The organism is Paenibacillus sp. J22P277 (assembly GCF_059383675.1).
Map to the genome: position 1 here is coordinate 450914 of NZ_JBXENS010000004.1, position 13912 is coordinate 464825.

Consider the following 13912-nt stretch of genomic DNA (forward strand, 5'->3'; position numbering starts at 1 on the left):
CTCAGACATGCGCGATCGCCTCCTCGTACAACCAGCAGGCAACCTTCTGGCGATTGCCGGTCTCCTTCAATGCGGGCTCCGTCGTCCGGCAGATGTCCATGCAATGGGCGCACCGGTCGTGGAAATAGCACGACGGCACGAGCTCCAGCGGATTGGGCACCTGCCCCGGGATGGAATACAGCTCGTCCTGGCGCTGGTTGATGATCGGTTTGGATTTCAGCAAGCCCTGCGTATACGGATGCTGGGGATTCTCGAACAAGGCGACGACTTCGCCTTCCTCCACGACCTTGCCGGCATACATGACCACGACGTAATCCGCCATCTCCGCCACGACGCCGAGGTCATGCGTGATCAACAGGATCGCCATGCCCGATTCTTCCTTGAACCGGCGCAGCATATCGAGAATCTGCGCTTGGATCGTGACGTCGAGCGCCGTCGTCGGCTCGTCGGCGATGAGCAGCTTCGGGCCGCACGAGATCGCGATGGCGATCATGATCCGCTGCAGCATGCCGCCGCTCAGTTCGTGCGGATACGAATCCGCGATCTGCTCCTCGCGGGAGATGCCCACTTCGCCGATGAGCTCGATCGCCCGCTTCCGCGCCGCTTTCTTGCTCATCTTGCGATGCTCCATAAGCGGCTCCATAAGCTGCTCGCCGATTCGAAGCACGGGATTGAGCGACGTCATCGGTTCTTGGAAGATCATGGCGATCTCGTTGCCGCGCACGGTGCGAAGCTCGTTGCGGCTGAGTTTCAGCAGGTCCTCGCCGTGGAAGGCGATGCTTCCCCCGACGACCTGCCCCGCCGGCGCTTCGACGAGTCCCATGACCGACATGGCCGTGATGCTCTTCCCGCTGCCGGATTCGCCGACGATGCAGACGATCTCGCCTTGGCGGACCTGCAGGCTCACGTCGTCGACGGCGCGTACGACGCCTTCGTCCGTTTTGAAATGCGTGCTTAAATGCTCTATGTCAAGTACGGTATCCATGTTCGCGTACACCTACCTTTTCTGCTTGGGATCCAAGACGTCCCGCAGCCCGTCCCCGAAAATATTAATGGCGATGACGGTCGCGAAGATCGAGAAGCCGGGCGGAATCCAGAGCCACGGATGGTCTTGGAAATCGATCATGTTGTTGGCCGCGTCGATCATGTTGCCCCATGTCGGCGTCGGCGCCATCACCCCGAGTCCGAAGTAGCTCAGCACGGACTCGTACAGGATGGCGCCGCCGATGTTGAGCGTGGCAATGACGATCAGCAAGGGCACCAGGTTCGGCAGCAAGTGATTGAACAGCTTCCGGCGGTCGCGAAGACCGAGGACGACGGTCGCCTGCATGTACTCCCGCTCCCGGAGGCTGAGCATCTGCCCCCGAACCATCCGGGCGAGACTCGGCCAGCCGACGATGCTGAGCATCAGCATGACGATGTACATGCGGTAATCCGTCGGCACCTTCCACTCCGACAGCAGCGCGCCCAGGATAAACAGGAGCGGCAGGCTCGGAATGGTCAGCAGCAAGTCGGCCAGGCGCATGATGATTTGGTCGGCGATTCCCCGGTAGTAGCCGGCGATGACGCCGAGCAGCGAGCCGACGAAGACCGACAGCACCATCGAGGCGAGGCCGACGGTCAAGGAAATCCTGCCCGCCTGCAGCACGCGGGTCAGCACGTCGCGCCCGAGCGCGTCCGTGCCCAGCCAGTGCTTGAGGCTCGGCGCCTTGTTCATGAAGGCCATGTTGATCTTGTTGTCCGTATACGGCGAGAACAACGGGCCGATGAAGCAGGCCGCGAACATGAACGCCACGACGACGAAACCGAGCACGGCGAGTTTATTTTTGATCAGCCGCCTGAAGGACTGTTTCCACAACGACGTATAGACGGGTTTGGGTTTGGGGGATGACAGCGCGGCCGTCCCCTCTCCGTGAATCGTAGACATCCGATTGACCTCCTAAAGCCTGACCCGCGGGTCGGCGACATGGTACAAAATGTCCGAGACCAGCGTGCCGATGACGGTCAAAATCGCGATAAACAACGTGAAGCCCATCAGCAGCGGATAATCCCGCAAGCCGAAGGATTGCATATAGAGCTGCCCGATGCCCGGCCAGTTAAAGATCTTCTCGATAATGAGCGAGCCGCCGAACAGAGCGGGAAGCTCGAAGCCGACCAGCGTAATGGCGGGCAGCAAGGCGTTGCGCAGCGCGTGCGTGAACAAAACCTTGCGTTCCTTCAGCCCCTTGGCGCGGGCCGTGCGGATGTAGTCTTGTTTGATGACGTCGATCATGTTGCTTCGGAAGTAGCGCGTCAAGGAGCCCACGCCGAGCAACGTCATGACCATCACCGGAAGCATCATGTGATGGATGACTTCCTTGACGTACGCGAAGCCCGTCGCGTTGCTGCCCGTCGTCAGCATGCCGCCCGGCGGAAGCCATTTCCAGTCGACGGCCATGATCTTGATCAGGAAGAGTCCGATGAAGAACGACGGGATCGACATCGCGGCGAACAGCGCCACCATGACGATCGTATCGAACCACGAATACTGCTTGTACGCCGCGACGACGCCGACGACGACCGCGATCAGCCACGTCAGGAACGTGGAGACGACCGCAAGCAGGAATGAATTCCAGATATATTGGTTAAACAAAGTGAGAACCGGCTTCTGCTGCGACAGCGAATAACCGAAGTCGCCGTGGAAGGCGTTCTTCATCCAGATCGCGTACCGCTCGATCACGGGCTTGTTCAGCCCGTAAATCTCCCGGAGCTCCGCTTTGCGCTCCGGCGTCAGCTTGATGTTGCCCGTGATGAAATCGCCGGGCGTCAAGGCGTACAGGCAGAAGATCAAGAAGGAAGCCGCGAACAATATAATGATCATGTAGAGGATCCGCTTCGTAATGTACGTGCTCATAGTCGACTCCTTAACCTGCGATTCCCCGCCCGGGGAATCGGGCAGGGAATCGCATTTTCGTTTGGTTCGATATCGTTATTGGCTCAGCGACCAGCTCGGCAAGCTTGGGGCGATGCCGTTGAACGGGCTGACGCTCAGATTCTGAATCCGTCCGTTGTAGGCGTACACGTTCTTCTTGTAGCTCGTGAAGATGACGGGCAGCTGATCGTTCAGCAGCTTGTAAATATCCTTGTACACGGCTTTGCGCTCGTCGATGTTCGAGGTTGCCAAGCCTTTGGCGTACAGTTCCTTGAACGTCGGATCGTCATAGCCCGGAATCTCGCCGTCGATGAATTGCAGCAGGCCGTCCGACGGATCGGTCAACAGCGACGTGGAGAAAGCCGCCATATCGTAATCGCCGCCTTCGACCTTGGAGACGAGCGCGTTAAAGTCCGCGAATACTTCAGGCTCGAATTTGATGCCGAGCGTTTCGAAATCTTCTTTCGCCACGGCGATGAAGACATCGGTCTCCGGCTTCTTGGAGCCGAGGTAATGGATCGTCAGCTTCTTGCCGTCCTTCTCGCGAATGCCGTCAGCGCCGGCTTTCCAACCCGCTTGGTCCAGGAGCTGCTTCGCCTTCTCCGGATCGAATTTGTACGGGTTGATGCCGTCTTCCGTATACGACCACGAGATCAGCGACGACGGGATGTTCGCGATCTGGCCCGCGCCTTGGGCCGCGTCCACGTAGATGCTCTGACGGTCCAGCCCGTACGTGAGCGCCTGGCGGACAAGCTTATCCTGCAGCGCCGGGTGCTTCAGATTCAATTGCAGATAGCCGTAATTGCTCGGCGTATAGGGCAGGATATTCACGAAGCCCATCGCCTTGAGCTTGTCGATGTTTTCCTTCGTCGCCGAGAACGACGCATAGTCGACTTCGCCGGTTTCCAGGTATTGCCAAGTATCGCCTTGGGCCGTTTTATAGATAAAATGCTCCGTCTTCGGCTTGCCGTCGAAGTAATTCTCGTTCGCGACCATGCGGACTTCCTGGCCGGGAATGAATTTCTCCAGCTTGTACGGTCCGGTGCCGAGCGGGCTTCCGCTTAGCTTCTTCATGTAATCCAATTGTCCTTGCTTGTAATCCTTGCCATAGTAAGCCTTGGACAGCACGTCGGAACCGAGCACGGTCAGGGCGCTTGCGTTCGGCTTGTCGAGCGTGACGGAAATCGTCTGCGGATCGATGACTTTGATCCCGGAGACGCTGGTCGCCGTGCCGGCCTTGTAGGCGTCGCCGCCCTTAACGTTCAGCGTGTTCACGAGCGAATCTCCGTCGTACGACTTGTCGTACAGGATCGTCCACGTAAAGGCCACGTCGTCGGCCGTAAGCGGCGTGCCGTCGCTGAATTTCAAATCCTTGCGCAGATGGTACGTGTACGTCAGATTGTCCGCCGAGACTTCCCATTTCTCGGCCAACCCCGGCGTCGGCAATCCCTTGTCGTCGACTTTAATCAACGGCGTGTAGAGCAGGCCCGACACGTTGCCGTCGTAGCCGCTTTGTTGGAAGTACGGCGTGAACGCGCCGCTCGGATCGGTCAAGCCGACGATGATCGTATCCGTGCGCTGCTTGGCGACGTCCGGCAGCTTGGACATGTCCGCCGCGGCGACGAGCCCGGCAGCGCCCGATGCCGGATCGGCTGCGGCGCCGTTGTTCGCCGCGTTATTGGCCGAATTGCCGGCCGCGGGCTGGTTGGCATTCGCCGAGTTGCCGGCGCCTGCGTTGTCGTTCGCGTTGTTGCCGCAAGCGGCCAGCAGCAGCGAAGTTGCGAGTATGGCCGTAGATAAGGTTACGATTCTTTTTTTCATGATACCCTCCTAAGTATAGACTGCTATTTATATCCCTTTTTTAATCCCGATAGATTTACTCAGCATTCTTTGTCCATTATAGTGACGAAATTCAGTTCTGTAAATAGAGAACCGTTAAAAAATTCTTTATATAAAGAATAACGCAATCGTTCGTCATGCGCTACTCCTTGGCCACACTAGTGTAACCAACGAAAAAACCGCTTACGCATCGTCTTATCACGATGCGCAAGCGGCCGGTTCCGGCACTGGCGTCCAGCGTTCTCCCTTATACGCCTTGCTCGATATAACCCATGATTTTGCTATGGACCTGCTTCACGGCACTGGTTCGAACGCTGTACGCGGTGAGCGTCTCGCCTTCGAAATGCGCCGTCAGCATGCCCGCATTGCGAAGCTTGGAGACATGATCGTGCGTGATTCCCTTGGACAGCTCCAAATGGCGGACGATCTCGATGAACGAGCGCGGTCCTTGGTTCAAGAACCGCAGGATCTTCAGGCGGCTCTTCTCCGACACGCTCCGGATCATGCGGTACTCGTGCGGCGTCAGGAAATCTTCGTCGCCCAAGTATAGCCTTGCGGCGTAGTGGCAGATGGTGACCTTGCCGAAATGGCTGATGACGTTGATCGGCTGAAAATGGTACTGCGGCATGAGGATCACCCGCTCCAGCCCCTCCATCGGCGCGAACAGCAGCCCGTTCGTCGTCTCGTCGACGAACGCGAACGGATCCGCGGACGGAAGCGCTTGCTTTCGGTTATGCGCTTCTTCGCCGAGCCTTTCGAGAATCAACGGATCGATATGCCGAAAATATTGCTCATTCCAAGCTTCGAACAGCTTTACGGTATGATCGCGGAATTCCCCCATCTGGTTCGGGAACTGGTTCCCGTAAGGCGACATTAATTCGTAGAGCTCCCCTGCCGTCATCCCGCCTAGCCAGTCGACGAAATCGCCGACGTCTTCCCCGGGACAGAGATGCACGAGCAAATACGTCAGCTTCCAGTCGCCGTCGATCTGAACGCGATCGAGCAGCTCCGCTAATTCGGGCGTGATCCGTTGACGGACTTCCTTCGCCCAGGACGGGGATAAATCGAGCTTCTTATGCGATTTACGGCACACATAGGCATGCAGGCTGCCCATGATTTCGAACAATGGTTTGAACCTTACGTCCAAGCTGTAATCCATGACCGCACGCCCCTCTCTGTCTAGTATTATAGCAACTAGTCTTCGCCGAGCACCACTTTGATTTTTCTTCGTCCCCCGGCAGCCGGCCGATGGCGCGCGCGAAACCCCCGCCGACACCTGTCGGCAGGGTTCGATCGAACTATTCGCGGCGCACCGGCTGCTCCGTCGATTCCAAGCCGCGCCGGTCCGGCTAGTTAAGCCGCGTCGGACTTATAAGCTGCCGCGGCCGAGCAGGAGAAGCATGCTCGCCGCGGCCGAATTCGCCTGCCGCTCGATGTCGGAGCCGTCCGCCGCGCGCAAGCCGTGAAGGACGTCATCGAACAAGTTGCCGCGCAGCAAGCCGAAGAACATGCCCGCGGCCAGCTCTTTGTCCCTCACCTGCCAGCCCTCCGCCGCGGACCACCGGTCCAGATAACGCGCGAAGAGGTCGTTTCGGCTTTGAACGACTTCTTCCCGGTATCTTCGCCCGATCTCGGGAAACCGGAACGCATCCTGGGTCACCACGCGATACAGCGCCAGCTGCGTCTTCGAGAGCGCATGGGACAGATAAGCCGCGCCGGCCCTCGCGAGCGCCGCGGACGGAGGCAGCTCGAACCATTCCGCTTCGCCCGGCGATTGCCGATCCTCGTTCGCGTCCGCGGCGTCCGGTTCTTCCAACCCGTTCATGCCGCATGCGACCTTTATCACCGTGCTGAACAGATCATCCTTGTTGTCGAAGTGGCGATAAACCGTCTTGACCGATACGCCGGCCGTCGCGGAGATGCGGTCCATCGACGTTTGCGCATACCCGTTCTCCAGAAACTCCTCAATCGCGGCATCGATGATGGCCGCTCTTTTTCGCCGCATCATGGGAGCCTTCGGATGATCGTCCGTCCAATTCTTCATCATGCTCCCCCCAAACCGGTTGACTTTCAAAAGCTGAATGCCGTTTATTTGCTCAACGCGCATGTCCTTACGGATCATTCTATCCGGATTGCGCTTCCTTGACAAACCATACGACAACGATTATTGTCGTATTAACAACAACGGCCGTTGTCATTTATAATCAAGTCGGCTCTCCCGACTTCAACGAAAGGAATTTTGCATATGACTGCTTTCTTATCCGAACCGCTGGTACTGCCCGGCGGCGCAATTCTTCCTAACCGACTGGTCAAAGCTTCGATGAGCGAAGGACTCGCGGATGCCGATAATCAAGCAACGGAACGGCTGGCAGCGCTCTACGGACGATGGTCCGAGAGCGGCGCGGGACTGCTGCTGTCGGGCAATGTCCAGGTCGACCGCGGTCATCTCGAACGGCCGACCAATCTTGTCTTGGACGAATACAGCGACATCGCGGCGCTTGCGGCCGTTGCCAAGGCGGGGACCGCCGGAGGCGCCCACTTCTGGCTTCAATTGGCCCATACCGGCAGACAGGTCTCCGATCTGATCCATCCCGCGCCGCTTGCGCCGTCGTCCGTCGAGATCGACGTGCCCAGGGGACTCGGCCTTGCTTTCGCTCCGCCGAAGGAAATGAACGAACAGGAGATCGAGCACGTCATCCGGCAATTCGCCTACGCGGCACGCAAGACGCGCGAGGCCGGATTTACGGGGGTCCATCTGCATGCGGCGCACGGCTACCTGTTCTCGCAGTTTTTGAGCCCGCTGTCCAATCGCCGTACCGACCGATGGGGCGGATCCTTGAATAACAGAGCGAGGCTGCTGCTCCTGACGATCGCCGCGGTCCGAGAGGCCGTCGGCGCCGATTTCCCGATCGGCATCAAGCTCAACTCCTCCGATTTCCAAAAAGGCGGCTTCACGAACGCCGAATGCATCGAGTTGGTCGGCCTGTTGAACGAATCCGGCATCGATCTGCTGGAGATATCCGGGGGATCGCTGGAGCAGCCGAAAATGATGGGCCTGACGCTGAAGGACGAAGATGCGGGCGATCGCCGCGAGAGCACCGTAAAACGCGAAGCCTTCTTCCTCGAATACGCCGCCGTAATTCGGGAAGCAGCCTCCATGCCGGTCATGGTCACGGGCAATTTCCGCACGAGAGACGGCATGCTCCAAGCCCTCGAGGACGGCGAACTGGACGTCGTCGGCCTCGGTCGGCCGATGATTGTCGATCCCGAGTTACCGGCGAAGCTGTTGTCGGGCGAGATCGAGCGACTGCCGTCGCCGGAGCGCGGCTTGGCGCCGACCGAGCACATCGCCTGGTTCAACTTGCAGCTCGAACGGCTCGGTGACGGTCTGGATCCGGACTTGTCGCTCGGCGGAGCTCAAGCCGCCGAGGCGTTCATGGCGCTCGAACAGCGGAATTATGCGGCGGTGCTGGGCTATCGGGCAAGTCATTCGGGTTAACAAGCGCCGTAAGCGTACGCAAATATGAGCATATTCATTTATGAGCATTCTCGATTATGAACGCATCACGTAGAACGCACGCACGCAAAAACCGCCCGCCGGTTCCCCGGCAGGCGGTTTTCTGTCGACTACACTTGTGCCAAATAAGCTGCGAGCTGATCGAACGTGCCGCCATAGCCTTCGTCCATCGAGGCGAAGCCGGCTTGGAACACCCGCACTTCTTCTTCCGTCGCGTTGACTGGCGAGCTCACGAGGGTAAGCATCGTCCTGCCGTCCGCTTCTTCCGCAAGCGTCACGCTGTTCAGGATTTCCCGCGGCCACGGATCTTCGAACGGAGGCGGGGCGATGCCGCCTTCCGCGTCGGAAAAGGAATTGACGAAGACGATCCGCTCCGGAGCGACGATCTCGCGAAAGATGAACCGGCCCCACATTTCATGCCCGTCCGGCGTGCGCATGATGTAATGAAACATCCCGCCCGGGCGGAATTCCAGCTTGGCGACGCTCAGCGAAAGTCCCTTCGGACCCCACCAGCGCTCCATGTGCGCCGCTTCGGTCCATACGTTGAACACGAGCTCGCGCGGGGCATCGAAAACGCGCGTAATCACAAATTCGTTTGACGTAGACATGTTCCATCCTCCGCATGCGTCGTAAGGCGTCCGCCGGAACGGACGACCTCCGCGATTTCTCGTTCAGAATATACCCCGTAAGGAATATTCCTGTCAAGGAATACTATGAAACGGCGGCAGGATGGATTGCATGTCCGCATGGCCAAACGTCGGCATGCCCGCTCGATGCGCGAATTTCTCCATCTTCCATCCACTTCGAGATGGGCAATGCCGGAAGCTCGACGAAACAGCCTTTTGCGCGCCTTCCGGCTAGTGCTGCTGCCAGGATTGGATGAGCTGCAGCGCGTCCGTATTCAAGGCGGCTTTGGCTTCCGCCTTTACCCAGCGCGCCATCGCCGGATCGTTCAACTGCTTGACGAACGCCTGCATCTGCTTCGCCGCCGCGTCCTTCTTGCCGGTCTTAAGCTGATGCCGCGCCTGGTCGAGCGAATCGTTCAGCAGCGGCACCAACTTGCCGCTCAGCGCGCCGGATTTCTTGTAACGGTCGAGCAAACGGCCGAGCGCGTCCGCGCTGGTGACCACGTTCAGCTCGAAGGACCTCCGAAGCTCGTTCCCGAGCGCGTCCCGTACCGTGACCTCGATCTGCTTCTTGCCGAGCCGACCCGCCAAATCGATCTCCAGAGCGGCCTTTTTCCGAAGGTCAGCCGCGTAGGTTTGGCCATCGATCGTAATCGCGCCCGATGCTAAGGGCGCTTCCTTGCCCGTCGCCTTGAACGCCAGCACGGCGGAATCTTCGAGCGAGCCGTTCTCCTGCACGGCCTTGCCTTCCGCCGTCAGCTCATAGCCCGGATAATCGCCGAGGTTCACCGATATCCCCTTCGACACGTTGCCGGACGTATCCAGCGCCTTGATCGCGACGGAGAGTTCGGGGACGCCGGCCAGTCCGGTCAACGTCGCCGTCTGAATGCCGCGGCCGACGTCCACGGGCTCTCCAACCGCCCGGTTACCGCTCATCGCCTGCAACCGCACCTTCTGGCCGTCGATGTCGTAAGGTCCGTCCCAAGAGAGCCGGATCGCGTCATTGCCTTGGCTCGCGCGAACGTTCTCCACGTCTCCCGGAGCGGTATGATCCGGAACCTGAACGGGCGGAACCTCGGGATCCGTGAACACCTTGGGATCTCCGAAGGTAAACTTATCGACATTGAATAAATAGTCCGTTCCTTTGAACGCCAGGAATACGATGTGCTTGCCCGTGACGGGCACGGCGACGTCCGCCGAGGTCACGGCGAAATTTTGCCAGCCGCCGGTGCCCGTAACCGTATCGGTCGCGATAACCGGCCCGTTCAAGCTGTCAATCCGGGCTTCGATCGTGCCGCCGGCAGTGTCGCTCGCGGCGTTCACGTACAATTTGGCCGGGCTCGTATCGCCGAAATCGACATAGTTGTACATGGCATAAGGGCCGTTGGCGCCGTTAATTCCCGCCAGGTAGGTCTGCCCGCCGCCGTTCTCCGTGCCGAAGCCGGTTCCGCCGGAATTGTCCTCCGCCTCCAGCTTCCCGTAGGCGTCCCGCGATTTTCCTTTCACGGTCGTAAACGAGAACCAATCCAGATTGCACGGATAATCGCCGCCGTCGGTTCCGCGGAACACGAGGTACACGTCATGCACGCCCGCGGCCAGCTTGTCATCCACGTTGGACATGATATCGACCCAGCTGTCCCAGCCGCCCAAGGCCGGTATCTCGATCGTCCCCGCGGTCGGCCCGTCCGGACGGTCGAGCTTCACGTCGATCGTTCCGCCTTGATTGCCGCTCGCGACATGCACCGCGACGCCGCCCGCGCCGGAGCCGAAATCGATGCCTTTATACAGCGCGTACGCGTTGTTATGGATGCCGTCCACGAATCCCCCGTCCGCGTTCTTGCCCAGGCCCGAGCCTTCGTCGAAATTGCCGGCCGCGAGTCTAGCGTACGCGTCGGTCTTGGTAGGGTCTCCCGCGGTAAATTGAAACCAATTGAGATTGAATAAGTAGTCGTCGGCCGTTTTCGCGAAGACAAGGTACACATCGTGCTTGCCGGTCACTTTGCTCGCATGCCCTTGTTCGTCTTTCAGGAGCATGTCGGCATTCGTGAAATTGTTCCAGCTGCCGGTTCCCTTCACGTTCAAGGTGCCGACCTTGGGGCCGCTCGGCGAATCGAGCCGGAGCTCGATGTTGCCGCCGCCCGTCGCGCTCGATACCCGGGCGATAAACCCGGCTGCGCCTTTGGCGCCGAAATCCATGTTCTTGTAAACGGCGTAGCCGCCGGCTTGAATGCCGCCCAGCTGCAGCGTGCCTTCCGGACTGCCCTCCAGGCCGAACCCGCTGCCTACGCGGTAAGCTTCGGCCTCGGTCCTGGCGTACGGATCGCTCTTGCCGTCGCGGAAGTCGGCTTTGCCCGGCTTCAATACGGTCAGCGCCTCGACGGCCGCGGCGGAAGACCACGACTCGTACGTGCCGGAGAGCAGCTGCCCCGCCCAGTTGCCGTCCACGATATTGGCCTTGTTGCGATTGCTCCACGCCGTATCGGCATTGAGCGTCAGCCAGTCTCCGAACTGCTTGCCGAACTGCGCGTAAGGCCCCTTGCCCTGCTTATCCAGCGCCTGCTGCAGGTAGGCCAGATTGCGGATCAGGATCGTCTTGCCGCCCTTCAGGTCCCCGTTCGGTCCTTCGTAATTCAGCAGGCCGTTCTTATCGACCAGACGAGTCTTGGTAAACGTCGCCGCCTCCACCGCATCATCCAGATAGACCTCATCTCCGGTGATCTTGTACAGGCCGACCGCCGCGCCGATGAACGTCCCTTGGTTGTAGTGGGTGGCGTCCGGAACGGCGCCGTTCTTCATCTCGATCCGGTCGAACACCTTGCCGTCGCCGTCCGTCAGCATCGTCTTGCTCCAGCGGTAGATCCGGGTCGCCGCATCCAGGTAGCGTTCGTCCTTCGTCGCGTTGTACAGCACGACGGCGGCTTCGGCGGCCGGGAAATTGATGCAGGCGTTCTTGGTGGAATGGTCGCTGTTCATCCACCAGATCCCGCCGTTAGCGAAGCCGTCATCCCACTGCGTGTCGTACACGAAATCGAAATAATGCTTCGCTCTCTCCAGATACCTCGGCTCCTTGGTAATGCCGTACGCTCTCGCGCTCGCCATCGCCCACCACATGATATCGTCGTTGAAATGATTGTCGGTCCAATCCTCCCCGTACTTCGCGACCGTGCCGTCGAAGATATCGTCGATCTGCGCGCGCAGCTGCGCCTTCAGGCCGGCATCGGACGTATGCTCGTAGGCGTCCATGACCAATTCCCACAGCTCCGCTTCGACCCAGAAGCCCTGATAATTCGTGTCGCGATTCGAGTTCGTCCAGAAATACTTGGCGCCGGCATCCCAGAAAGCGTCATTGAACGCCTTGATCGCGGTATCCGCGTCGGCTGCGGCGAAGGCTTGCGCTTTGGGCGCTCCGATGCCGGACCAGGCGGATATCGTTAACGACAACGCGATGGCAGACATCCACAGCCGGGACGGTTTGCTTGGCTTGCGTAACATTGAATTCCCTCCATTCGGTTAGGTTGCACGGGATTCGCATAGGACAACAGGAGCCGGACAACGGCAGTACTGTCGGCTCCTAGGTGAGCGGGAGCGCCGCCGGGGCCGCCCGTGCCGGGATCGGCGGGCGGTCCAAACGGCGTTCCCGGCGCAGTAGACGCAGACTGGACAGCCGCTTATTTCGCCGCTTGAATGACGGCGTTGATCTTGTCGGCCATGCCCTGCAGTTCCTTCTCGCCGCCTTTGCCGCTCAGCACGTTGTTCCACACCGTGTCGATGAACGGGTTGGCTTTGCCCGCCCAGGAAGGCAGGAAGCGGATCGGCTGGGTGTCCGGCGATTTCAAAATGTAGTCGATCGCGTCGGCCAAATCCTGATGGCCCGCCTTCTTCAGCGCGTCATAGTAGGCGGAGGCAGAGGCTTGGTAAGCGGACGGCGCCACCGGCGTCTGCGGCAGCACCTGCTGGTACATCGTCGAGTCGAGGTACTTCAGCACCTTCCACACGGCGTCCGGATGCTTGATGCTGGCCGGGCTGGCCCAACCGACGGCATCGTAGATCTCGGATTGCGCGTTCTTGGTCGGCATCGGGGCGAAGCCCCACTGCAGATCCGGCGCGTTGCGGATCAGATCGTCGGCAATCCATTGGCCTTGGTACGTCATGGGCACCTTGCCGTCCTTGAACGGCCCCATGACGTTGGTCAGATCGAAGGTCGGCGGATTCATCGCGCCGTCCGCGATCGCTTTCTGGTACCGGGTCACGAGCTCGACGAACGGCGCGCTGACCTCCACTTTCGTCGGATTGACGATGGAGTCGGCAAACGGCGCCCCGCCGGCGGATACGGAATACGTCGACACCATGAACGGATCCGGACGCCCATAGTAGCCGTATTGCTGAACGCCGCCCTTCTTGGAGGCCAGCTTCTCCATCGCGGCGAAGAAATCGTCGTACGTCCAGCCCGGCTTCGGCTCCGGAAGGCCCGCGTCCTGGAACAGCTTCTTATTGTAGAAGATGCCGTACGTATTCAAGAGGCCGGGCAGGCCGTAAACTTTGCCGTCGACATGCCAGCTGTCCGTCACGCCCGGATAAAAGCCGTTCATGAATTCCTGGTCCGCGTCGGCCTGGGACGTCCAGTCGTACAGCAGGTTTTGCGCTTGGTCCTGCAGCATCATGTCGTTGCCCAATTCGAAGATATCCGGCGCTTGCTTGGCCGCGATCATGCCGTTCAGCTTCACGCCGTAATCGCTGAGCGGAGCCGGCAGCAGCTTGACGGTAATGCCCGGATTTTGCTCCTCGAACGGTTTCATCGCTTCCATGATCCGGTTGTTCATGTCCTGCGATTCCCATGTCATGAGCGTGACTTCGACCTTCTCCGCGCCCGCGCCGTTCCCCGAACCGCCTGCTCCGTTCCCGTTCCCCGCGTTGCCCGTGCCGCCGCCGTTGTCCCCGTTCCCGCCGCAGCCTGCCAGCATGCCGCCCACGAGCAGCAGCGCTGCCGGTACCGTACCGAATTTAACCGCTTTCATAGTT

General features: G+C 59.7%; 10 protein-coding genes. 1 reads left to right on the top strand and 9 read right to left on the bottom strand.

Annotated elements, in window-relative coordinates; all coding sequences use genetic code 11:
* Position 1: 1 nt before the first annotated feature.
* The 6 genes from AC50YL_RS15390 to AC50YL_RS15415 form a co-directional block, all read right to left on the bottom strand.
* Entirely contained in the window at positions 2-985 is a 984-nt protein-coding gene (locus tag AC50YL_RS15390; protein ID WP_494833076.1) for an ABC transporter ATP-binding protein, read from the bottom strand.
* Between the two features lie 12 nt (positions 986-997).
* Positions 998-1927 (bottom strand): oligopeptide ABC transporter permease, encoded by a 930-nt coding sequence (gene opp4C, locus AC50YL_RS15395; protein WP_494833077.1) that lies wholly within the window; start codon positions 1925-1927, stop codon positions 998-1000.
* Positions 1928-1939: 12 nt separating this feature from the next.
* A complete protein-coding gene (locus tag AC50YL_RS15400; protein WP_494833078.1) occupies positions 1940-2893 on the bottom strand; it encodes an ABC transporter permease in 954 nt (317 codons plus the stop codon).
* A gap of 75 nt (positions 2894-2968) precedes the next feature.
* A complete protein-coding gene (locus tag AC50YL_RS15405) occupies positions 2969-4732 on the bottom strand; it encodes an ABC transporter substrate-binding protein (RefSeq protein ID WP_494833079.1) in 1764 nt (587 codons plus the stop codon).
* Positions 4733-4997: 265 nt separating this feature from the next.
* Positions 4998-5909, bottom strand: coding sequence for a helix-turn-helix domain-containing protein (locus AC50YL_RS15410; RefSeq protein WP_494833080.1), 912 nt, complete (start codon positions 5907-5909; stop codon positions 4998-5000).
* 210 nt (positions 5910-6119) lie between these two features.
* Positions 6120-6797: a TetR/AcrR family transcriptional regulator gene (locus AC50YL_RS15415; RefSeq protein WP_494833081.1), complete on the bottom strand. Its 678-nt coding sequence runs from the start codon at positions 6795-6797 to the stop codon at positions 6120-6122.
* A 198-nt stretch (positions 6798-6995) separates the two neighbouring features.
* Here AC50YL_RS15415 and AC50YL_RS15420 point away from each other — a divergent pair, with 198 nt between their 5' ends.
* Positions 6996-8249, top strand: a complete 1254-nt coding sequence (locus AC50YL_RS15420; RefSeq protein WP_494833082.1) for an NADH:flavin oxidoreductase/NADH oxidase family protein — start codon at positions 6996-6998, stop codon at positions 8247-8249.
* A gap of 128 nt (positions 8250-8377) precedes the next feature.
* On the opposite strand, the gene AC50YL_RS15425 is transcribed toward AC50YL_RS15420, so the two are convergent.
* From AC50YL_RS15425 to AC50YL_RS15435, 3 genes are all read right to left on the bottom strand, one after another.
* On the bottom strand, positions 8378-8875 hold the full coding sequence (locus tag AC50YL_RS15425; RefSeq protein ID WP_494833083.1) for an SRPBCC domain-containing protein: 498 nt from the start codon (positions 8873-8875) through the stop codon (positions 8378-8380).
* Between the two features lie 249 nt (positions 8876-9124).
* Positions 9125-12385 (bottom strand): carbohydrate-binding protein, encoded by a 3261-nt coding sequence (locus tag AC50YL_RS15430; RefSeq protein WP_494833084.1) that lies wholly within the window; start codon positions 12383-12385, stop codon positions 9125-9127.
* Between the two features lie 176 nt (positions 12386-12561).
* Entirely contained in the window at positions 12562-13908 is a 1347-nt protein-coding gene (locus tag AC50YL_RS15435) for an ABC transporter substrate-binding protein (RefSeq protein ID WP_494833085.1), read from the bottom strand.
* Positions 13909-13912 lie beyond the last annotated feature (4 nt).

Bases quoted from the DNA above. Each gene is read 5' to 3' on its own strand.
- AC50YL_RS15390 (WP_494833076.1), bottom strand. From the start codon at position 985: ATGGATACCGTACTTGACATAGAGCATTTAAGCACGCATTTCAAAACG.
- AC50YL_RS15415 (WP_494833081.1), bottom strand. From the start codon at position 6,797: ATGATGAAGAATTGGACGGACGATCATCCGAAGGCTCCCATGATGCGG.
- AC50YL_RS15405 (WP_494833079.1), bottom strand. From the start codon at position 4,732: ATGAAAAAAAGAATCGTAACCTTATCTACGGCCATACTCGCAACTTCG.
- AC50YL_RS15400 (WP_494833078.1), bottom strand. From the start codon at position 2,893: ATGAGCACGTACATTACGAAGCGGATCCTCTACATGATCATTATATTG.
- AC50YL_RS15435 (WP_494833085.1), bottom strand. From the start codon at position 13,908: ATGAAAGCGGTTAAATTCGGTACGGTACCGGCAGCGCTGCTGCTCGTG.
- opp4C (WP_494833077.1), bottom strand. From the start codon at position 1,927: ATGTCTACGATTCACGGAGAGGGGACGGCCGCGCTGTCATCCCCCAAA.
- AC50YL_RS15425 (WP_494833083.1), bottom strand. From the start codon at position 8,875: ATGTCTACGTCAAACGAATTTGTGATTACGCGCGTTTTCGATGCCCCG.
- AC50YL_RS15410 (WP_494833080.1), bottom strand. From the start codon at position 5,909: ATGGATTACAGCTTGGACGTAAGGTTCAAACCATTGTTCGAAATCATG.
- AC50YL_RS15430 (WP_494833084.1), bottom strand. From the start codon at position 12,385: ATGTTACGCAAGCCAAGCAAACCGTCCCGGCTGTGGATGTCTGCCATC.
- AC50YL_RS15420 (WP_494833082.1), top strand. From the start codon at position 6,996: ATGACTGCTTTCTTATCCGAACCGCTGGTACTGCCCGGCGGCGCAATT.